Here is a 21,333-nt window from a genome sequence, read left to right as displayed (position 1 = left end):
AAAAAATTGTGCAAAACAACAACTACAAGGGACATCGTTCAAAACATTTTGTCTTTGATACCCACATTCAGGTATCCTGTGCCGGCCTGTAAGGCCTTTAGTCCAAAATCATTGAGTCGTCAAATTGACACATAGTATGCCATTGGCTGAAAAATACGCAAAATGACATAGACTCAAAGGTATTTATTCCATCGTGCCCAAAAAGACCATGGCGCATGATGTTAATCATAAACGTCGGTGTCATCATGCGCTACGCTCTATGACTCCCTGACGTTTTTTTAGCCACGTATCATAAATAGGTACTTCCATGTCGAGTAAGTTAGTACTGGTTCTGAACTGCGGTAGCTCCTCACTGAAATTTGCCATCATCGATGCAGTAAACGGTGAAGAATACCTTTCTGGTTTAGCCGAATGTTTCCATCTCCCAGAAGCACGTATCAAATGGAAAATGGATGGCGGTAAACAAGAAGCGGCTTTAGGTGCAGGCGCCGCTCACAGTGAAGCGCTGAATTTTATCGTTAATACTATTCTGGCACAAAAACCAGAACTGTCTGCTCAGCTGACTGCGATTGGTCACCGTGTTGTTCACGGCGGCGAAAAATACACCGGCTCTGTAGTTATCGACGATTCCGTTATTCAGGGTATCAAAGATGCAGCCTCTTTTGCACCGCTGCACAACCCTGCACACCTGATCGGTATCGCTGAAGCGCTGAAATCCTTCCCGAATCTGAAAGACAAAAACGTGGCCGTATTCGACACCGCGTTCCATCAGACTATGCCGGAAGAATCTTACCTCTACGCCCTGCCGTACAGCCTGTACAAAGAACATGGCGTTCGTCGTTACGGCGCGCACGGTACCAGCCACTTCTTCGTTACTCAGGAAGCGGCTAAAGTGCTGAACAAACCGGTTGATGAGCTGAACATCATCACTTGCCACCTGGGCAACGGCGGTTCTGTATCTGCTATCCGTAACGGTAAATGTGTTGATACCTCCATGGGTCTGACCCCACTGGAAGGTCTGGTGATGGGTACGCGTTCCGGTGACATTGACCCGGCGATCATCTTCCACCTGCACGACACCCTGGGCATGAGCGTTGACCAGATCAACAAAATGCTGACCAAAGAGTCCGGCCTGCTGGGTCTGACCGAAGTCACCAGCGACTGCCGCTATGTTGAAGATAACTACGCGACTAAAGAAGACGCTAAACGTGCAATGGACGTTTACTGCCACCGTCTGGCGAAATACATCGGTTCTTACACTGCGCTGATGGATGGTCGTCTGGATGCCGTTGTCTTCACCGGTGGTATCGGTGAAAACGCCGCGATGGTTCGTGAACTGTCTCTGGGCAAACTGGGCGTTCTTGGCTTTGAAGTAGACCACGAACGTAACCTGGCCGCACGTTTCGGCAAATCTGGTTTCATCAACAAAGAAGGTACCCGTCCTGCGGTGGTTATCCCAACCAACGAAGAACTGGTTATCGCGCAAGACGCGAGCCGTCTGACCGCCTGATTTCACACCGCCAGCCTAGCTGGCGGTGCTGTTTTGTAACCCGCCTGAAACGGGCGGTAACGAAAGAGGATAAACCGTGTCCCGTATTATTATGCTGATCCCTACCGGAACCAGCGTCGGTCTGACCAGCGTCAGCCTTGGCGTGATCCGCGCAATGGAACGCAAAGGCGTTCGTCTGAGCGTCTTCAAGCCGATCGCTCAACCGCGTGCCGGTGGCGATGCGCCAGACCAGACTACCAGCATCGTCCGTGCTAACTCTTCTCTGCCAGCCGCTGAGCCGCTGAAGATGAGCCACGTTGAATCTCTGCTGTCCAGCAATCAGAAAGATGTGCTGATGGAAGAGATCATCGCGAACTACCACGCGAACACTAAAGACGCTGAAGTTGTCCTGGTTGAAGGCCTGGTCCCAACCCGTAAACATCAGTTCGCGCAGTCTCTGAACTACGAAATCGCGAAAACGCTGAATGCAGAAATCGTCTTCGTTATGTCTCAGGGCACCGATACCCCGGAACAACTGAACGAGCGTATTGAACTGACTCGCAGCAGCTTCGGTGGCGCGAAAAACACCAACATCACCGGCGTAATCGTTAACAAACTGAACGCACCGGTTGATGAGCAGGGCCGTACTCGCCCGGATCTGTCCGAGATTTTCGACGACTCTTCCAAAGCGAAAGTGATCAAAGTTGATCCGGCTAAACTGCAAGAATCCAGCCCGCTGCCGGTTCTGGGCGCGGTGCCATGGAGCTTCGATCTGATCGCTACCCGTGCAATCGATATGGCGCGTCACCTGAACGCCACCATCGTAAACGAAGGCGATATCAATACCCGTCGCGTGAAGTCTGTGACTTTCTGCGCACGCAGCATTCCGCACATGCTGGAACACTTCCGCGCAGGTTCCCTGCTGGTGACTTCCGCTGACCGTCCGGACGTGCTGGTTGCTGCATGCCTGGCAGCGATGAACGGCGTAGAAATTGGCGCCCTGCTGCTGACCGGCGGCTACGAAATGGACGCGCGCATTACCAAACTGTGCGAACGTGCATTCGAAACCGGCCTGCCGGTATTCATGGTAAACACCAACACCTGGCAGACCTCTCTGAGCCTGCAGAGCTTCAACCTGGAAGTTCCGGTTGACGATCACGAGCGTATCGAAAAAGTTCAGGAATACGTTGCTAACTTCATCAACGCTGACTGGATTGAATCTCTGACCGCAACGTCTGAGCGCAGCCGTCGTCTGTCTCCACCAGCGTTCCGTTATCAGTTGACCGAGCTGGCACGTAAAGCGGGCAAACGCGTTGTTCTGCCGGAAGGCGACGAACCGCGTACCGTTAAAGCGGCAGCCATCTGTGCTGAACGTGGTATCGCAACCTGCGTACTGCTGGGTAACCCGGATGAGATCACCCGCGTTGCGGCCTCTCAGGGCGTTGAACTTGGCGCTGGCGTAGAAATCGTTGATCCAGATGTGGTTCGCGAAAGCTACGTTGCTCGTCTGGTCGAACTGCGTAAGAACAAAGGCATGACCGAAACCGTTGCCCGCGAACAGCTGGAAGACAACGTCGTTCTCGGTACCCTGATGCTGGAACAGGACGACGTTGACGGTCTGGTTTCCGGTGCCGTTCACACTACTGCGAACACCATTCGTCCACCGCTGCAGCTGATCAAAACTGCACCGGGTAGTTCCCTGGTGTCTTCTGTGTTCTTCATGCTGCTGCCGGATCAGGTTTACGTTTACGGCGACTGCGCGATCAACCCGGATCCAACCGCAGAACAGCTGGCAGAAATCGCTATTCAGTCCGCTGAATCCGCGATTGCCTTCGGTATCGAACCGCGCGTTGCGATGCTCTCCTACTCCACCGGTACCTCTGGTGCAGGTAGCGACGTAGAGAAAGTTCGTGAAGCGACTCGTCTGGCGCAGGAAAAACGTCCTGATCTGATGATCGACGGCCCGCTGCAGTACGACGCCGCCGTTATGGCTGACGTTGCGAAATCCAAAGCGCCGAACTCTCCGGTTGCAGGTCGAGCTACCGTGTTCATCTTCCCGGATCTGAACACCGGTAACACCACCTACAAAGCGGTACAGCGTTCTGCCGACCTGATCTCCATCGGGCCGATGCTGCAGGGTATGCGCAAGCCGGTGAACGACCTGTCTCGTGGCGCGCTGGTAGACGATATCGTCTATACCATTGCACTGACCGCGATCCAGTCTTCCCAGCAGCAGCAGTAATCTGCCGAGTGTGCCGGATCTCTTATCCGGCAACACATCTACTTATCAAACCGGAAATAGCTGATATTTCCGGTTTTTTTATGCCTGTTTCCCCTTTGGCATAATCTGAAATATTTGCCTGAATGCGCTGCATCAATGAATAACTATTCTTCTGTTCGCATACTTACCCTCTTTGCGTTGCAACAGGGATAGTCTTTCATGTCAGCAGTAACAGAATCACAGCCAGCCAGAAAATGGGCCATGCCCGATACGCTGGTGATTATTTTTTTCGTCGCCATTTTAACCAGCCTGGCAACCTGGGTTGTTCCCGTCGGGATGTTCGACAGCCAGGAAGTGCAATATCAGGTTGATGGACAAACCAAAACCCGTAAGGTGGTTGACCCCCATTCCTTTCGTATTCTGACCAATGAAGCTGGTGAAGAGCAGTATCACCCGGTTAAGTTCTTTACCACCGGAGATGAGCGCCCAGGCCTGATGAATTTTCCGTTCGAAGGCTTAACCTCCGGCTCGAAATTCGGCACTGCGGTCGGCATCATTATGTTTATGCTGGTCATTGGCGGCGCATTTGGCATCGTTATGCGTACCGGCACCATTGATAACGGCATCCTGGCGCTCATCCGCCATACGCGGGGCAACGAGGTCCTCTTTATCCCAGTGCTGTTTATTCTCTTCTCCTTAGGCGGCGCGGTGTTTGGCATGGGGGAAGAGGCGGTTGCCTTTGCCATTATCATCGCGCCGCTGATGGTGCGCTTGGGTTACGACAGTATCACCACCGTTCTGGTTACCTATATCGCGACTCAGATTGGTTTCGCCAGCTCATGGATGAACCCATTTTGCGTGGTGGTCGCGCAAGGCATTGCGGGGGTGCCAGTGCTCTCTGGTTCCGGTCTGCGCATCGTGGTCTGGATGGTCGCTACGCTAATAGGACTAACCTTCACGCTGGCCTATGCGGCACGCATCAAAAAGAATCCGCTTTTGTCCCGGGTACATGAATCCGACCGCTTCTTTCGCGAGCAGCAGGACGAGGTCGTGGAACGACGCTTCACGCTCGGTGACTGGCTGGTACTGATGGTGCTGACGGGCGTGATCGTGTGGGTCATTTGGGGCGTTATCGTCCACGCATGGTTTATTCCTGAGATTGCCAGCCAGTTCTTCACGATGGGCCTGGTAATTGGCATTATCGGCGTCGTGTTTCGGCTCAACGGCATGACGGTCAACATCATGGCCTCCTCATTCACTGAGGGAGCACGAATGATGATTGCCCCTGCCCTGCTGGTTGGTTTTGCCAAAGGCATTTTACTGCTGGTCGGTAATGGAGAGGCGGGTGAAGCCAGCGTGTTAAACACTCTGCTGCACAGTATTGCCAATGGCATCAGCGGACTGGATAACGCCATCGCGGCGTGGTTTATGCTGTTGTTCCAGGCGGTGTTTAATTTCTTCGTCACCTCCGGCTCTGGTCAGGCAGCGTTGACCATGCCGCTGTTAGCGCCGCTGGGCGATCTGGTTGGCGTCAACCGTCAGGTTACCGTGCTGGCCTTCCAGTTTGGCGACGGATTCAGCCATATTATCTATCCGACGTCGGCATCTCTGATGGCTACGTTAGGTGTTTGTCGGGTGGATTTTCGTAACTGGCTGAAGGTAGGTGCTACGCTGTTGGGGCTGCTGTTTATTATGTCCAGCGTGGTGGTGATTGGTGCGCAGATAATGGGTTACCATTAAAAAGCGCACGTCCGGCCTACTCGATTTCTCGACGCAGTAGGCCGGATGAACAGAGGTTACTCAGCTTCTTCCTGCTTTTCGGCATTCGCCCCTTCATTCTTGGCGTTGCGGGTCATCCACAGCGCCAGGGCTTTCAGGGAGTCCGGTGTAAATTCGTCGCAGCGCGCGGTAATTTCTTCCGGCGTCAGCCAGCAAACTTCACTGACCTCTTCTTCCTGAAGCGCAAACGGTCCGTGGGAAACGCAGCTAAACAACCCGCCCCATACGCGACAGTTCTGGTCTTCAAAGTAAAACTGACCATGCTCGGCAAACGGCACGCCCGCAATCCCCAGTTCCTCTTCTGCTTCACGGCGCGCTGATTCCAGCATCTGCTCGTCAGCCTGAACAACACCGCCTGCGGTGGCATCCAGCATACCGGGCAAAAAATCTTTTGTCTCAGTGCGACGTTGAACCAGAATTTTGCCCATACCATCATGCACAACGATATACGTTGCACGATGGCGTAAGCGTTGCGCCCGCATTTGTTCCCGGCTGGACTGTGCAATGACTTCGTTGTCTTCATTCACAATATCAACCCATTCAGTACTTGCCAAACGACGCTGTTCCACCATCAGGAAACCTTCTTTTTTCTGGCGCTCTTACGGCGCGTTTATGTTTGTGGGGTAAATTACGGATTAATCTCGACCTGTGCAATAACACTTTGATCATTGAGTGCCATTACGCTGAGAACATTATCATCCAGAATCCCGTAACTTGCCGCAAAGCCCCCTTTAGGGATGCTTACCGAGCCGGGATTGAAATGATAGATATCCTCGCGCCGCTCAGCAAGCGGCAGATGAGTATGCCCATAAACCAGAACATCGCCCGCATTGAGCGCCGGCATATTTTGCGGGCCAAAAAGATGTCCGTGCGTCAAAAAGAGTCGCTGGTTTTCTGTCAGAATTTGCTGCCACGGCGCAGTCATCGGAAAATGCAGGAGCATCTGATCCACTTCGCTGTCGCAATTACCACGCACCGCAATAATTCGCGATGCCTGTTCATTCAGCCGTTCTGCAACCTGCGCAGGTGCATAGCCTTCTGGAAGCGCATTACGCGGCCCGTGGTTTAAAACATCACCCAATATCACCAGCCATTGCGCACCGCTTGCAGCAAACCGTTCGAGTACGCGTTCCGTGGCTGGCAACGAACCATGAATGTCCGATGCGAACATCAGTTTCATCACTCACTCCTCGCTGAAAAGTACCTTGTAATGATACTGGATTACGGCCCGTTTTTCAGCAGGAACGCTTCGCGGAAAGCGCGATAAAACGCTGTACTGAAGCGCGCTGCCACTGGAAGGTGGCGTATTCCGCAAGCGCTTCCGGAACCTCATCGCCATTCAGGACCAGACGATTAAGCATTAGCGCTAAATCACAGTCAGCGATACACCATTCACCAAATAAATTCTGCTTACCGTGGCTCAGTAAACTGCCGGCAGTAGCGAACAATTTTTCCGCACTGGTTTTTCCCGCTTCGCTTAACGGTCCTTTCTTCACGCCAGCAAAAACCACATCTGTTGAGCGTTCTTCACGGATAGGCATTAAATCGCTGCGGATCCACGCCTGAACCTGGCGCGCCCGCGCGCGTTTTTGCACATCGTGCGGATAGATACGCTCCCACTGTGGCGGCGCAAAGCTCTCTTCCAGGAATTCCGTAATCGCTGATGATTCGCTCAGTTCAAAACCATCGATCTCAAGAACCGGTACGCGGCGCGTCAAGGCGTAACCTTGCCATGAAGGTTGCAAATGTTCTCCACTGTTGAGATCAACGGTTTTCAGCGTAAAAGGCAGCCCTTTCTCTTGCAGAGCGACATAAACAGACAGCACGTAAGGGGAGAAAAAATTGGCATCTGACCACAGCGTAATTGCAGGTTTGCTCATAATGTCCTCTGAAGTGTATTAGCTTGCCTTCAAAATATAGAGTCTTTCTCTCGCTGTCACTTGATGAAAACTCAAGCACGCCAACAGGCTCTATACTTGTTATGACCCGGTTCATGACAAAACGGATGCTGAAAATGATCGATCTCTATTACACGCCATCGCCAAACGGTCACAAAATCACGTTGTTTCTTGAAGAGGCGCAGCTGCAATACCGTCTGATTCATGTCGATATCAGCAAAGGTAGCCAGTTTCACCCCGATTTTCTGCAGATCTCACCGAACAATAAAATCCCGGCCATTATCGATCATGCCCCGGTGGACGGCGGAAGGCCCATCAGCTTGTTTGAGTCCGGAGAAATTTTACTCTATCTGGCGGAAAAGAGCGGTAAGCTGCTCAGCGGTGAATTACGCGAACGCCACACCACGCTGCAGTGGCTGTTCTGGCAGGTCAGCGGTCTGGGTCCTATGCTGGGGCAGAATCATCATTTCAGTCATTACGCTCCGCAAACGATCCCTTACGCCATTGAAAGATACCAGGTTGAAACCCAGCGCCTGTACAACGTGATGAATAAACGTCTGGAATCGTCTCCCTGGCTGGGAGGCGATCACTACAGCATTGCCGACATTGCCTGCTGGCCGTGGATTCACGCCCATCAGCGTCAGCGCATCGACCTCGACAACTATCCGGCGGTCAATAACTGGCATGAACGCATTCGTACGCGTCCCGCGACTGAACGCGCCATGCAGCACGCACAAAGCGAGAAGCGATGACGCAATTCGGTTCTCGTGTATCATGCAAAGGTTCATACATGGAGGAAACCTGCAATGTCACAACCTGACGCTATTATTCGTATAAAAAACCTTCGTCTGCGCACTTTTATCGGCATCAAAGAAGAGGAGATCCTTAACCGCCAGGATATCGTCATCAACATTGCCATTCACTATCCGGCAGACAAAGCCCGTACCAGCGAAGATATCAACGACGCGCTGAATTATCGCACAATAACCAAGAGCATCATTGCCCACGTGGAGGGTAACCGCTTCTCATTGTTAGAAAAATTAACTCAAGATGTGCTCGATATCGCACGCGAACATCACTGGGTCACTTATGCTGAAGTGGAGATAGATAAACTTCACGCATTGCGTTACGCCGACTCAGTTTCTATGACGCTGAGCTGGCAGCGCTAAAACGTAACCCGGGAGGCGACATGCAGATTCTGATTACCGGCGGTACTGGCCTGATTGGACGTCATCTGATCCCCTGCCTGCTGGAACTGGGGCATCAGATAATTGTAGTGACACGTACCCCTGATAAGGCTCGTCAGATTCTCGACTCTCGGGTCACGTTATGGAAAGGACTGGAAGAGCGGCAACATCTCAATGACATTGATGCCGTGATTAACCTTGCCGGAGAACCTATTGCCGATAAACGCTGGAGCGCACAGCAAAAGGAACGCCTGTGCCAGAGCCGTTGGGGCATTACGCAGAAACTGGTCGATTTAATCAATGCCAGCGAGACGCCGCCCTCAGTGTTAATCTCCGGTTCCGCTACCGGTTACTACGGCGATTTGGGCGAAGTTGTGGTTACGGAAGAAGAGCCACCGCATAACGAATTTACCCATAAGCTGTGCGCCCGCTGGGAGCAAATTGCCAGCACTGCGCAAAGCGACAAAACCCGCGTGTGTATGCTGCGTACCGGCGTGGTACTAGCCTCTGCTGGCGGTATTCTGGCGAAAATGGTCCCGCCGTTTCGTCTTGGCTTAGGCGGCCCAATCGGTAACGGACGACAGTATATGGCCTGGATCCATGTTGATGATATGGTCAACGGAATTATCTGGCTGCTGAATAATGATCTACGCGGTCCCTTCAATATGGTTTCGCCATACCCGGTGCACAATGAGCAGTTTGCTCACGCGCTGGGACACGCTCTAAACCGCCCTGCCATTCTGCGCATTCCCGCCACCGCTATGCGGCTGCTGATGGGCGAGTCTTCGGTGCTGGTCCTCGGCGGGCAGCGAGCATTGCCCAAACGCCTGGAAGCGTCCGGTTTTGCATTTCGCTGGTACGATTTAGAAGAAGCGTTGGCGGATGTGATCCGATAATCCCGTAGCTCTATTCACGGTCGCTGTTGTGGTGGTAAGGTTATAGGCCAGATTTCCGCAATGGCGACGTTATGGCGATAATTTCGACTCCCCGACTTACTCTCTCCTTATTTAAATTTTCTGACTGGTCATTTTTCCAGAGATTACGTGAATGCCCGGAAGTCATGCGCTATATGGGTGATATTGCCCCAGCGAAAGACACGCGTCTGTTATTCGCCAGACGTCTGGCTGCACAGCATACTTTTGTCATCCGCGAGCATAACAAATCAACGCCTCTCGGTGATATTGGTCTGCAAATCAGCCATTTATATCCACACGAGGCCGACCTCGGCTACGCCATTTTGCCAGAAGCTCAGGGGAAAGGGATTGCCAGCGAAGCCGTGACGGCAGTGTGCCAGTACGCTTTCGAGCGCACGGCCGTCACGGCGATAAACGCTTACGCACTCGCGGAGAATAAGGGTTCTGTTCGTATTCTGGAAAAAACGGGGTTTGTGCGTACGCAGGTACTGGAAAAGGCGTATGAGATTGATGGCATCGCCTACGACGACTGGGTGTTTCGGCTGGAGCGCGACGCGCTAAAATTGTAAGCCCGGAAAACGTAACGCCTCCGGGCAGGTGATTTACTTCAACGAACCTTTGAGGAACTGCTGCAAACGTGGACTTTGCGGATTACCGAATACCTGCTCCGGGTCGCCCTCTTCCTCAATTTTCCCCTGATGCAGGAAAATCACGTGCGTGGAAACATGACGGGCAAACCCCATTTCGTGAGTCACCACCACCATGGTTTTCCCCTCTTCGGCCAGCTGTTGCATAATGCGCAGCACTTCACCCACCAGCTCAGGATCTAGTGCCGACGTGGGTTCATCAAAGAGCAACACTTCCGGCTCCATCGCCAGCGCACGGGCTATGGAAACACGCTGCTGCTGACCACCGGACAGATGCACCGGATATTTGCCCTGCGCGCGCTCATCAATGCCCACTTTAGCCAGATACTTCACCGCACGGTCGCGGGCTTCCTGTTTGCTCAGCCCCAACACCTGGATCGGCGCTTCCATGACGTTTTCCAGCACCGTCATGTGGCTCCACAGATTAAAGTGCTGAAAGACCATCGTCAGACGCGTGCGCAGCAGGCGCAGCTGGTTTTTATCCGCAACCTTGAGCTGACCGTCTTTGTCGCGCACCAGACCAATATTCTGACCACTGACTACAATCGACCCAGCGCTTGGTTTCTCAAGAAAGTTAATGCAGCGCAGGAAGGTACTTTTACCGGAACCTGATGAGCCAATAATACTGATAACATCACCCGCGTTGGCCTGCAGCGACACCCCTTTCAGCACTTCATGTTCGCCGTAGTGCTTATGTAAATCGATAACGTTTAATTTATTTTCAGACATCGTGTTACTCGAATCATTTAGAGGATACATGCTGCAACCAGCGTTTTTCCGCTTTACGGAACAGACTGATCAGGACATACGAAATAATCAAATACAGTACAGCGGCAATACCGAAGGCGGTAAACGGCTGATACGTTGCCGAGTTGATATCGCGGGCGATTTTCAACAGGTCTGGTACCGTTGCGGTAAACGCCAGCGCCGTGGAGTGCAGCATTAAAATGACTTCATTGCTGTAAGCCGGCAACGCAATACGCAGCGCGGAAGGTAAAATAATGCATCGATACAGTTTGAATGACGAGAAACCGTATGCGCGAGCAGCCTCAATCTCACCGTGAGGCACAGAACGGATAGCCCCGGCGAAAATCTCAGTGGTATAGGCGCAGGTATTCAGCGTCAACGCCAGCACGGTGCAATTCAGCCCGCTGCGGAAAAACGCGTTGAGGAAGTCCGTGCCTTTGACGATCTCCAGCGTATACATCCCGGAATAAAACACCAGTAGCTGAACGTACAGCGGCGTGCCACGAAAAATATAGGTGAACAGCCAGATAGGAAACTGGATAAATTTATTACTGGAAACGCGGCCAATAGCCAAAAAGAGCGCAAGTATTCCGCCCATCACTACTGACGAAATCAAAAGCCACAGGGTGATAGCGACGCCAGTGTAGCGATATCCGTCGGTCCACAGCAGGGACTTCCAGTATTCCTGAATAATCTCGATCACAGGTCAGCCCTCTTTACACCCACGGAATAGCGGCGCTCAAGGTACAGCAGCACACCATTAGAAACAGTGGTAAACACCAGATAGATGACCCCGCACACGACGGCAAAATAGAACGGCTCCCAGGTACTCTTCCCGGCAAGCTGGGTCGCTTTCACCACGTCTTCCAGGCCGAGCAGCGACACCAGTGCCGTAGCCTTAAGAATAACCTGCCAGTTATTACCGATTCCCGGTAAGGCATAACGCATCATCGCCGGGAACATAATGCGACGAAATATTTGTGAGCTGGTAAAGCCAAACGCCGTCGCGGCTTCAATATGGCCTTTTGGTACAGCCATAAACGCACCGCGAAAAGTTTCGGTAAAGTAGGCACCGTAGATAAATCCAAGGGTGATAATGCCCGCAACCATCGGATCGATATCAATCTGGCCGATACCGATGGCATCGGTAATGGTATTCAGCGCGATTTGTAATCCGTAGAAGATGAGCAGCATTAAGACCAGATCGGGCACGCCGCGGATTAGCGTTGTGTACCCTTCGAAAATAAGCCCCATTGCCCGGCTTTGCGACAGCTTTGCTGCTGCGCCGACAAGACCTATCAGAACCGCCAGTACCACCGAGCTGAGTGCCAGCTCCAGCGTAACAATTGCGCCCTGTAAAATTACACCTGAAAAGCCATACAACATGCTGCCTGTCCTGTCGTGTGTGGTGGAGTAGTAAGCCTCTTTTGATTTCAGACTAACCGTTAAATGCCGGATGGCGGCTTTGCCTTATCCGGCCTACGAAATCACCGTAGGCCTGATAAGCGCAGCGCCATCAGGCATAAATTCAACGCGTCAAAAATCTACGGGCTTTATCAGCACCTGCGGTAATTAACCGCCGTAAACATCAAAATCGAAGTACTTTTTCGCCAGCTTCTCGTAAGTACCGTCAGCTCGCATTTCGGCAAAGGCTTTGTTCAGCGCTTCGCGCAGCTCGTTATCGTCTTTGCGCAGCCCCATACCGGTACCCACGCCGAACAACTTCTCGTCTTTCACAGACGGACCGCCGAATTTGTAATCTTTACCGACTGGCTGTTTCAGGAAGCCTTCGCTGGCCGCGACTTCATCCTGGAACGCGGCGTCAATACGCCCGGCAGTCAGGTCAGAATAGATATTGTCCTGCCCCTGATAAGAGACAATCTCAATACCTTTTGGCGCCCAGTGTTCGTTGCCGAACGTTTCCTGGGTGGTGCCCTGCAGCACACCAACACGTTTACCTTTCAGCGACTCAATGGTCGGCTGAATAGCTGAATCTTTAGCGACAACCAGACGCGAGTCGGCTGCATAAAGCTTGTCAGTAAAAGCGATTTCCTGCTGACGTTTTTCAGTAATGGAAAGCGAGGACATGATGGCATCGATTTTCTTCGCTTTTAGCGAAGGGATCAGCGCGTCCAGCGGGTTTTCCACGAAGGTACATTGCGTATTAATACGTTTGCACAGCTCTTTAGCCAGATCGATATCAAAACCGACTAATTCACCCTGGGCATTTTTCGATTCGAACGGCGCATAAGTAGGATCGGTACCGATACGAATTTTTTGCGGAATGGCTGCAAATGCTGCGGTAGCACTGGAGAAAGCCAGAACCAGAGAAAGAGACAACACCAGTTTTTTCATAACTATCCTCAACAGACTGTCTTTTATAGGGGATCTTTACAGGACCAGGTGCAGTTATCGTGCCATTAATCAGGCCGACAAGGCAAAGCATTCTACCCTGCCGGCGGTATTTATTTGCATGAAAAGCGCTTAAGTATGCACCCATGCTTATTAAGTCAGCTATAAAAGCACCAAAACAGTGCACTGAATGTATTATGCACCGTAATGGTTACCCGCAATGGTGCAGTCAATTCCCCACGCCGCTGTATTAATCGCCGTAGACATTAAAATTAAAATATTTGCTCGCCATTTTGTCGTAGGTGCCGTCTTTGCGCAGTTCACCCAGCGCTTTATCAAAAGCGGCTTTCAGCTCGGTGTCATCTTTGCGCAAACCAATCCCGGTTCCGTCGCCAAAGTATTTTTTATCTTTCACCGAAGGACCTGCAAAGTCGTAGTCCTTACCGGCAGGTTGCTTCAGGAAGCCTTCGCTGGCCGCGACCTCATCCTGCAACGCTGCGTCGAGACGGCCCGCCGTCAGATCAGAATAGATAAGATCCTGGTTCGCATAGGCCACCACATCCACGCCTTTACTACGCCAGTTGTCATTGGCATAGGCTTCCTGAGTAGAGCCTTGCAACACGCCAACGTGTTTACCCTTGAGGGAGTCCAGAGTCGGTTTAATTGGGGAACCTTTCGCGGCGATCAGCCGTGAGTCTGCTGCGTAAAGTTTGTCTGAGAATGCAATCTCTTGCTGACGCTTCTCGGTGATAGAAAGCGAGGAGATAATGGCATCAATTTTTTTCGCTTTCAGCGACGGGATCAGCGCATCAAAGTCGCTGGCAACCCAGGTACATTTGATCTGCATGCGCTTACACATCTCATTTCCCAGATCGATATCAAAGCCGACGAAGTCGCCTTTGGCATCTTTAGAGGAAAAAGGTGCATACGTTGTATCTGTACCAATACGAACCGTCTGCGGAAGTGCTGCGTAGCTGGCCGCGGTGGCGGAGAGTCCTACCAACAAAGACAAAGCAAGAACCGTCTTCTTCATACATAACCCTCAAGTGGCGTAATTTTATTATGTTTTACGTTGTGTTGTGTGTTTGCAGACTTTTTCATGCAGGTCTTATGCCATTTTCGCGTCGATGAGGATATTCGACGTTAAATATGTTAATAAAACGTTGCAATAATGTCCTGATTTTGAAGATAGCAGGTCTGACGGTTGAACCGCAGCGTTTCGTTGAGTTTTAACGAATTAAATGTTGAGGATATGATCGCGGTTACAAAATTGCCCTGAAACAGGGCAACGGATATTTCTTTGCACGCTGATGGAACGGCTTACGCCCCTTGCCAGCGGGTGAACAGGTCCTGCGGAAGGGTAATATCAAACTGGTCAAGCACGCGATTAACCGTTTGATTAATCACATCATCGAGCGTTTGTGGACGATGATAGAACGCCGGGACTGGTGGCATAATCACTGCGCCAATTTCTGCCGCCTGAGTCATGAGGCGCAGATGCCCCAGATGCAGCGGCGTTTCGCGTACACACAGCACCAGCGGACGACGTTCTTTCAACACCACATCTGCCGCACGGGTAAGCAACCCATCGGTGTAACTGTGGACAATGCCGGAAAGGGTTTTGATTGAACACGGCAGGATGACCATGCCGGCGGTCTGAAAAGAGCCGGAGGAGATACTGGCGGCGATATCGCGCGTATCATGATTCACATTTGCCAGCGCCTGCACGTCGCGCACTGAGAGGTCCGTTTCCAGTGCCAGCGTCTGCCGGGCAGCGGCACTCATCACCAGATGGGTTTCCACATCGGTAACGTCACGCAAAACCTGCAGCAGGCGCACGCCGTAAATTGCCCCGCTTGCGCCAGAAATACCAATGATGAGTCGTTTCATGTGTAATAGCCCTTACTTGCTCAGGGCCGACTTTGCAGGAAATTACGGTGAGTTGCAAGCAAGGGTGCAGGTTGCGCCCTTGCTTGCGAGCAAACATTAACCTTCGTTGTGCATTTCAAGGTTTTCCGCTTCGTTCTGACGCAACACCGCTTTGGCATCATCATTACGCAGGGAGTCGAGGAAATCGAGATATTGCTGGTCGACGTCTTTGGTGACGTACACACCGTTAAACACTGAACATTCAAACTGCTGAATATCCGGATTCTCAGCACGGACAGCTTCAATCAGATCGTTCAGGTCCTGGAAGATCAGACCATCTGCGCCGATTATCTGGCGAATCTCGTCCACTTCACGACCATGCGCAATCAGCTCCGTCGCCGTAGGCATATCGATGCCATAAACGTTCGGGAAGCGAATTTCCGGGGCGGCAGAGGCCAGATACACCTTCTTCGCTCCGGCTTCACGCGCCATCTCGATAATCTGTTCTGAAGTGGTCCCGCGCACGATGGAATCATCCACCAGCAGCACGTTTTTATCACGGAATTCCGCACGGTTAGCGTTCAGCTTACGGCGCACTGATTTACGGCGCAGCTGCTGGCCCGGCATGATAAAGGTACGTCCCACATAGCGGTTTTTCACAAACCCCTGACGGTACGGCTTACCGAGAATACGGGCAATTTCCAGCGCGATATCGCAGGAGGTTTCCGGGATTGGGATGACTACGTCGATGTCCAGATCTTCCCACTCACGGGCAATTTTTTCGCCAAGCTTAGTCCCCATATTCACACGGGCGCTGTAGACAGAAATCTTGTCGATAAAGGAGTCAGGACGAGCGAAGTAAACGTATTCAAACAGACACGGATTGCTCACCGGGTTATCAGCACACTGACGGGTAAACAGCTGGCCTTTTTCGGTGATATACACCGCTTCGCCAGGGGCTACGTCGCGCAGGAATTCAAAGCCCAACGTGTCCAGCGCTACGCTCTCAGACGCCACCATGTACTCGGTACGGCCATCGCCAATATCGCGTTTGCCCATTACCAGCGGACGGATACCGTTAGGGTCGCGGAAGGCAACCATACCGTGACCGATAATCATCGCCACGCAGGCATAGGCGCCGCGAATCTGGCGGTTGGTTGCCGCAATGGCAGCAAAAATATTGTCGGCCTCCAGCGGGTAATGGCGGAAGTTATCCAGCTCGCTGGCGAAAATATTCAGCAGAATTTCAGAATCTGAAGTGGTATTGATGTGGCGGCGCTTTTCTTCAAACAGCTTTTTACGCAACTCATGCGCGTTGGTCAGGTTGCCATTATGGGCAAGCGTGATGCCATACGGTGAGTTGACGTAAAAAGGTTGAGCTTCGGAGGCGCTGGAGCTGCCAGCCGTTGGGTAACGCACATGACCGATGCCCATATTGCCCTGCAAACGCTGCATATGGCGCGCTTCAAAAATATCGCTCACCATTCCGTTTGCTTTACGCAAGCGGAAGCAGTTGTTGGCATCAATGGTGATGATGCCCGCAGCATCCTGACCACGATGCTGGAGCACCGTTAACGCGTCATAAATCGACTGGTTTACCGGCATAACACCGGCGATACCGACAATACCGCACATACGTCTTTTCCTCGTTCAGCAACGACCCAAAGTTTATACTTTGGGCAAGAAACTTGACGAGCTTTGCAGATAGTCAAAGAACCATCTGATGATGAAACTGAACTGCGGAATCAGCTGCGACTTACCCCAGTCTTCACTTTTCGACAGACCGGTAAAGGTATCGAGAAAGAACAGTATGGCGGCAACGATCAACGCTCCACGCAAAGCACCGAAGCAGATCCCCAACACCCTGTCGGTACCCGACAGTCCTGTTTTCTCTACCAGTTGGCCTATCACAAAGTTAACGATAGCGCCGACGATAAGTGTCGCGATGAACAGTATCGCGATAGCAATCCCATTTCGAACCAGTTCGTCTTCAAAGCCCGTAAACCAGACAGACAGGTAAGTGTAGTAATGGCTGGCGACAAAGAAAGCACAACCCCAAGTCACCAACGATAATGCTTCACGAACAAAGCCACGGATCAGGCTAACCAGACAGGAAAAACCAATCACCGCGATAATGGCGTAATCAATCCAGACCATATGTGTCCCACGATTTTACGCCCTGTCGTCCTGTTCGGGGCGCATTCTAACAGAAAAAGAAAACGTTTGCGTAGGGATTTCCTTTCCACGCGTAAATAAAAATGGCGCTGAAAAAATCTTCAACGCCATACCGTTTTATGCCTCTTCGGGCACTACCGGATAGCGGTAAAAACACCGTATCCGGCCTGAATCAGAGCTGCGCCGTAAACAGCGCAATCCCTTAATTAGGGGTGTACCCCATCACGACGCCACTCAGACCAGAGATCTTCTGCAGCTCGCCCAGCGAGTTCTTTAGCTTATCTTTGGAGGCGTCCGGCCCTACGAGAATGCGGGTTATTTTACCCTGCACCGGCGTTGACGGAGAAGTATATACCCGGAAGCCCGCGCCACGAAGTTTACCCACGATCTCATTGACCTTATCCGCATTTTTCAGCGCACCAAGCTGTACAACGTACGCTTTACCAGTCGGCGCTGGCGGTTCCTCAACAGCCGGTTTCGGCGCTGGGGCCGGCGCAGGCGTCGGAGCGACGGCAACAGGCTGCGGTTTCGGTTTAGGTTTCGGTGGTTCCACAGGCGCAGGGACAGGATCTAATTCCGCGCTGTTTGCCGTCGTCAAACGTGATGGATCCAACGATGGCGCGGCAGCATCACCCGCACGCACCTCTTCTGCCGCCCCTTCCGGCGGCTGAGTCGGCAGCGCCTGCGTCGCTGCAGGCATCATGTCTGGTTCATCGCGATCACCGGGTTTAGGCACCAGTGGGATCGCTGCAAATTCATCCTGATAATGCTTTTTCTGCCCGTCAAGCAGCCCGGGAAGCACAATTACCCCGAGCGCGACTAGCACAATTGTGCCGACTAATCGATTCTGAAACTTACTCGCCACCGCTTCTCCCCACGTCTATTACTTCCATGACATGTGCGACAGTGTGAAAGGATCCACACACCAACACGGTATCTTCTGGCTTCGCCTCAGCAAGTGCTGCAGACCATGCCTGCGCCACGCTGTCATAAGCGTTGCCTTTGCCCAGGTGCTCCAGCAGTTGTTCTGCCGTTGCGCCACGCGGCCCTTCCAGGGGCGCACAGTACCAGACGTCAACCACGCTTTTTAACCAGGCTAACGTACCGGCAATATCTTTATCATGTAGCATACCGATAACCGCAAGTACACGCCCGCTTTTCACTAACTTTTTCAGACGTCCGGTCAGATACTCTGCCGCATGCGGATTATGGGCAACATCGAAAATCACTCGCGGCGACTCGCTCACAATCTGGAAGCGCCCCGGTAAAATCGCGCGTTCGATGCCGTCACGAATCGCCTGCTCGCTAACGTTCAGCCCGCTTGCGCGCAGCGCGGCTAGTGCGGTAGCAGCATTAGGTTGTGGCACCTGCGGCAACGGCAAATGCGCCAACGTTCCATGAACATCCGTAAACGACCAGTCGTTCTCAGTGACCGCATAGCGCCAGTCCACGCCGCAGCGTTGCAAAATCGCCCCGCACTCTTGCGCGACATCCGCGATGGTGTAAGGCATTTCAGGTTCGCCGACGATAGCCGGTTTCTCTGCACGGAAAATGCCCGCCTTCTCACGACCAATACTTTCGCGATCCGGGCCCAGCCAGTCAGTATGGTCAAGCGCAATACTGGTGACTACAGCGACATCGGCATCGACGATATTGGTGGCGTCAAGGCGGCCGCCTAATCCCACTTCCAGAATAACGACATCCAGTTGGGCCTGTTTAAACAGCCAGAGTGCCGATAACGTACCGTATTCAAAGTAAGTCAGGGAAATATCACCACGAGCGTCTTCAATCTCAGCAAACGAGGCGGTATGGGCTGATTCCGGCAGTTCCCCCCCCTGCACGCGTACGCGTTCCGTGTAACGCACCAGATGAGGCGAACTGTACACCCCAACTTTATAGCCTGCCGCAGTCAGCACAGACTCCAGCGTACGACAGGTCGTGCCTTTTCCGTTGGTTCCTGCCACCGTAAACACAAATGGCGCGGGTTTCAATACACCCAGTTTGCGCGCTACCTGGCTTACGCGTTCAAGGCCAAGATCGATGGTTTTACTGTGCAGGTTTTCCAGATAAGAAAGCCACGACGCCAGGGGCGACGCGGCTTGAGGAATACGTTTATTGTCCATGATGCCTGTAATTTTATTACGTAGATTAAAGCAAAAGGCAGCGCCAGTTGGCCCTGCCCTTTTTTACTCGTCGACTTTCAAGCTGCAGGTGTGTTGGCTGCTCTCGCTCACCCGAATCACTTGCCCGTGCAAGCTCATCGGGGTTCACTCTCTTGCCGTCTTCCTGCAACTCGAAATCCATAGAGTAAGTTATCAGGCTTCTGATTCCTGATCGGGTACCGGAGATACCACCTCGCCTTCACGCGGCTCATCCGGATTCGGCGCAGGAAGATTCATCAGCTTCGCCAGGATGCTTGCCAGTTTCAGGCGCATTTCCGGACGGCGGACGATCATATCGATAGCGCCTTTTTCAAACAGGAACTCGCTGCGCTGGAATCCCGGCGGCAGTTTCTCACGTACGGTTTGCTCGATAACACGCGGACCCGCGAAGCCAATCAGTGCTTTCGGCTCTGCAATGTTGAGATCGCCCAGCATCGCGAAGCTTGCGGAAACACCACCCATTGTTGGGTCGGTCAGCACAGAAATATACGGTAAACCGCGTTCCTGCATTTTCGCCAGCGCAGCAGAGGTTTTTGCCATCTGCATCAGAGACATCAGCGCTTCCTGCATACGCGCCCCGCCAGAAGCGGAGAAGCAGATCAGCGGACAGTTGTCTTCCAGTGCCTGCTCAACGGCACGGACAAAACGCGCACCGACCACAGAGCCCATGGAGCCGCCCATAAACGCGAACTCGAATGCCGCAGCAACGACCGGCATACCATGCAGCGTGCCTTTCATCACCACCAGCGCATCTTTCTCGCCGGTTTCTTTCTGCGCAGAAGCCAGTCTGTCTTTGTATTTTTTAGAGTCACGAAACTTCAGCACGTCTTTCGGCTCAAGCTCGCTACCCAGTTCCACAAGAGAACCTTCATCTAACAGGCTATGCAGGCGATTGCGCGCCGACATGCGCATATGATGGTCACACTTCGGACAGACCTCAAGATTACGTTCCAGCTCAGCACGGTATAAAACCTGACCGCAGCTATCACACTTGGTCCACACCCCTTCAGGAATGCTTGCCTTGCGGGTGGGAGTAATGTTGCTTTTAATTCGTTCAATCCAGCTCATTGGTGACCTTTCTGCCTGAACCCTAGTCAGCTTTGTTATAAGGGGAGCATAATGCCATTTTTGCCCCTAACAGACCATGAATGTTGCACATTAAAACATAACAGCCCGAAACTTTGGATAAAAAAGTGGTCGAACCGCTGAGTTACTTTCTATTTTGCAGCCCGTGACGCAGCACGCTTATGGCGAATTACTTCAATCACCCCCGGCAATACGGAAAGGACGATAATCGCCACAATCAGTAATTTCAGGTTTTCCTGGACGATCGGCAGATCGCCGAACAGGTAGCCTGCGTAGGTGAACAACAATACCCACAGCAATGCACCTACGACGTTATACATCGCAAAGTGACGGTAGGACATATGTCCCATACCGGCAACAAACGGCGCAAATGTGCGCACAATAGGCACGAAACGCGCCAGGATAATCGTCTTACCGCCATGACGCTCGTAGAACGCATGGGTTTTATCCAGGTAGCTGCGGCGGAAAATTTTGGAGTTCGGGTTACTGAAAAGTTTTTCCCCGAACAATCGGCCAATCGTGTAGTTCACTGCATCGCCCACAATCGCCGCCACAATCATCAGTGCCACCATCAGATGAACATTGAGATCATTGGTCGGCAGCGCAGAAAGCGCACCAGCAACAAACAGCAGCGAGTCCCCTGGCAGGAATGGTGTCACCACCAGCCCGGTTTCGCAGAACAGGATCAGAAACAGAATCGCGTATACCCAGATACCGTATTCCGCGACCAGCTCCGCCAGGTGCACATCAATGTGCAGGATAAAATCAATAAGAAAGTAAATCAGGTCCATAGTTATGCCTTTATAC

General features: G+C 52.3%; 22 protein-coding genes. 7 read left to right on the top strand and 15 right to left on the bottom strand.

Translation table 11 applies throughout. From position 1 onward, the window contains the following. Nucleotides 1–307 precede the first annotated feature (307 nt). The 3 genes from ackA (at nucleotide 308) to yfcC (ending at nucleotide 5,450) form a co-directional block, all read left to right on the top strand. Nucleotides 308–1,510 carry an acetate kinase gene (gene ackA, locus GFB57_RS11860; RefSeq protein ID WP_003028092.1) on the top strand — a complete coding sequence of 401 codons (1,203 nt, stop codon included), beginning with the start codon at nucleotides 308–310 and terminating at the stop codon, nucleotides 1,508–1,510. A gap of 76 nt (nucleotides 1,511–1,586) precedes the next feature. Beyond that, on the top strand, nucleotides 1,587–3,731 hold the full coding sequence (gene pta / locus GFB57_RS11855) for a phosphate acetyltransferase (RefSeq protein WP_003028094.1): 2,145 nt from the start codon (nucleotides 1,587–1,589) through the stop codon (nucleotides 3,729–3,731). Between the two features lie 198 nt (nucleotides 3,732–3,929). Beyond that, complete coding sequence (gene yfcC / locus GFB57_RS11850; RefSeq protein ID WP_003028096.1) at nucleotides 3,930–5,450, top strand: putative basic amino acid antiporter YfcC; 1,521 nt, start codon at nucleotides 3,930–3,932, stop codon at nucleotides 5,448–5,450. Nucleotides 5,451–5,506: 56 nt separating this feature from the next. On the opposite strand, the gene yfcD is transcribed toward yfcC, so the two are convergent. From yfcD to yfcF, 3 genes are read right to left on the bottom strand one after another with little or no spacing between them, the layout of a single operon-like run. Continuing rightward, nucleotides 5,507–6,061, bottom strand: coding sequence for an NUDIX hydrolase YfcD (yfcD, locus tag GFB57_RS11845; protein WP_086550217.1), 555 nt, complete (start codon nucleotides 6,059–6,061; stop codon nucleotides 5,507–5,509). A 56-nt stretch (nucleotides 6,062–6,117) separates the two neighbouring features. Beyond that, nucleotides 6,118–6,669, bottom strand: coding sequence for a phosphodiesterase (yfcE, locus tag GFB57_RS11840; protein WP_003028100.1), 552 nt, complete (start codon nucleotides 6,667–6,669; stop codon nucleotides 6,118–6,120). A gap of 55 nt (nucleotides 6,670–6,724) precedes the next feature. Continuing rightward, nucleotides 6,725–7,369 carry a glutathione transferase gene (yfcF, locus tag GFB57_RS11835; RefSeq protein WP_003028103.1) on the bottom strand — a complete coding sequence of 215 codons (645 nt, stop codon included), beginning with the start codon at nucleotides 7,367–7,369 and terminating at the stop codon, nucleotides 6,725–6,727. A 134-nt stretch (nucleotides 7,370–7,503) separates the two neighbouring features. Here yfcF and yfcG point away from each other — a divergent pair, with 134 nt between their 5' ends. The 4 genes from yfcG (at nucleotide 7,504) to GFB57_RS11815 (ending at nucleotide 10,057) form a co-directional block, all read left to right on the top strand. Further along, complete coding sequence (yfcG, locus tag GFB57_RS11830; RefSeq protein ID WP_003028104.1) at nucleotides 7,504–8,139, top strand: GSH-dependent disulfide bond oxidoreductase; 636 nt, start codon at nucleotides 7,504–7,506, stop codon at nucleotides 8,137–8,139. Between the two features lie 54 nt (nucleotides 8,140–8,193). Continuing rightward, nucleotides 8,194–8,556 carry a dihydroneopterin triphosphate 2'-epimerase gene (gene folX, locus GFB57_RS11825; protein ID WP_003028107.1) on the top strand — a complete coding sequence of 121 codons (363 nt, stop codon included), beginning with the start codon at nucleotides 8,194–8,196 and terminating at the stop codon, nucleotides 8,554–8,556. A 20-nt stretch (nucleotides 8,557–8,576) separates the two neighbouring features. Then, nucleotides 8,577–9,470: a TIGR01777 family oxidoreductase gene (locus tag GFB57_RS11820; RefSeq protein WP_003028110.1), complete on the top strand. Its 894-nt coding sequence runs from the start codon at nucleotides 8,577–8,579 to the stop codon at nucleotides 9,468–9,470. Between the two features lie 71 nt (nucleotides 9,471–9,541). Beyond that, nucleotides 9,542–10,057 (top strand): GNAT family N-acetyltransferase, encoded by a 516-nt coding sequence (locus GFB57_RS11815; RefSeq protein ID WP_071524476.1) that lies wholly within the window; start codon nucleotides 9,542–9,544, stop codon nucleotides 10,055–10,057. A 33-nt stretch (nucleotides 10,058–10,090) separates the two neighbouring features. Here the strand turns inward: GFB57_RS11815 and hisP are convergent, their stop codons facing one another. The 12 genes from hisP to GFB57_RS11755 all read right to left on the bottom strand — a co-directional run bounded on the left by hisP (nucleotide 10,091) and on the right by GFB57_RS11755 (nucleotide 21,317). Next, nucleotides 10,091–10,864 (bottom strand): histidine ABC transporter ATP-binding protein HisP, encoded by a 774-nt coding sequence (gene hisP, locus GFB57_RS11810; RefSeq protein WP_003028114.1) that lies wholly within the window; start codon nucleotides 10,862–10,864, stop codon nucleotides 10,091–10,093. 13 nt (nucleotides 10,865–10,877) lie between these two features. Beyond that, entirely contained in the window at nucleotides 10,878–11,585 is a 708-nt protein-coding gene (gene hisM, locus GFB57_RS11805; RefSeq protein ID WP_003028116.1) for a histidine ABC transporter permease HisM, read from the bottom strand. Then, complete coding sequence (locus GFB57_RS11800) at nucleotides 11,582–12,268, bottom strand: histidine ABC transporter permease HisQ (protein ID WP_003028118.1); 687 nt, start codon at nucleotides 12,266–12,268, stop codon at nucleotides 11,582–11,584. Before GFB57_RS11800 ends, hisM begins: the two co-directional genes overlap by 4 nt. 186 nt (nucleotides 12,269–12,454) lie before the next feature. Continuing rightward, nucleotides 12,455–13,237, bottom strand: a complete 783-nt coding sequence (gene hisJ / locus GFB57_RS11795) for a histidine ABC transporter substrate-binding protein HisJ (RefSeq protein ID WP_003028120.1) — start codon at nucleotides 13,235–13,237, stop codon at nucleotides 12,455–12,457. Nucleotides 13,238–13,484: 247 nt separating this feature from the next. Continuing rightward, nucleotides 13,485–14,267, bottom strand: coding sequence for a lysine/arginine/ornithine ABC transporter substrate-binding protein ArgT (argT, locus tag GFB57_RS11790; RefSeq protein ID WP_003028123.1), 783 nt, complete (start codon nucleotides 14,265–14,267; stop codon nucleotides 13,485–13,487). A 287-nt stretch (nucleotides 14,268–14,554) separates the two neighbouring features. Continuing rightward, nucleotides 14,555–15,124, bottom strand: a complete 570-nt coding sequence (locus GFB57_RS11785; RefSeq protein WP_003028125.1) for a UbiX family flavin prenyltransferase — start codon at nucleotides 15,122–15,124, stop codon at nucleotides 14,555–14,557. A 96-nt stretch (nucleotides 15,125–15,220) separates the two neighbouring features. After that, nucleotides 15,221–16,738: an amidophosphoribosyltransferase gene (gene purF, locus GFB57_RS11780; protein WP_003028127.1), complete on the bottom strand. Its 1,518-nt coding sequence runs from the start codon at nucleotides 16,736–16,738 to the stop codon at nucleotides 15,221–15,223. Nucleotides 16,739–16,771: 33 nt separating this feature from the next. After that, nucleotides 16,772–17,260 carry a colicin V production protein gene (cvpA, locus tag GFB57_RS11775; RefSeq protein WP_003028129.1) on the bottom strand — a complete coding sequence of 163 codons (489 nt, stop codon included), beginning with the start codon at nucleotides 17,258–17,260 and terminating at the stop codon, nucleotides 16,772–16,774. Nucleotides 17,261–17,480: 220 nt separating this feature from the next. After that, nucleotides 17,481–18,143 carry a cell division protein DedD gene (gene dedD, locus GFB57_RS11770; protein WP_003028133.1) on the bottom strand — a complete coding sequence of 221 codons (663 nt, stop codon included), beginning with the start codon at nucleotides 18,141–18,143 and terminating at the stop codon, nucleotides 17,481–17,483. After that, complete coding sequence (gene folC, locus GFB57_RS11765; RefSeq protein WP_003028135.1) at nucleotides 18,133–19,401, bottom strand: bifunctional tetrahydrofolate synthase/dihydrofolate synthase; 1,269 nt, start codon at nucleotides 19,399–19,401, stop codon at nucleotides 18,133–18,135. The genes dedD and folC overlap by 11 nt, the downstream gene beginning before the upstream one ends. Nucleotides 19,402–19,593: 192 nt before the next feature. Further along, nucleotides 19,594–20,508, bottom strand: a complete 915-nt coding sequence (gene accD, locus GFB57_RS11760; protein WP_219372040.1) for an acetyl-CoA carboxylase, carboxyltransferase subunit beta — start codon at nucleotides 20,506–20,508, stop codon at nucleotides 19,594–19,596. Between the two features lie 149 nt (nucleotides 20,509–20,657). Continuing rightward, on the bottom strand, nucleotides 20,658–21,317 hold the full coding sequence (locus GFB57_RS11755) for a DedA family protein (protein ID WP_003028140.1): 660 nt from the start codon (nucleotides 21,315–21,317) through the stop codon (nucleotides 20,658–20,660). Nucleotides 21,318–21,333 lie beyond the last annotated feature (16 nt).

Origin of the sequence: Citrobacter sp. S39 (assembly GCF_009495675.1) — a bacterium.
GTDB classification, from domain to species: domain Bacteria; phylum Pseudomonadota; class Gammaproteobacteria; order Enterobacterales; family Enterobacteriaceae; genus Citrobacter; species Citrobacter freundii.
This window is presented reverse-complemented; position numbering and strand designations above follow the sequence as displayed.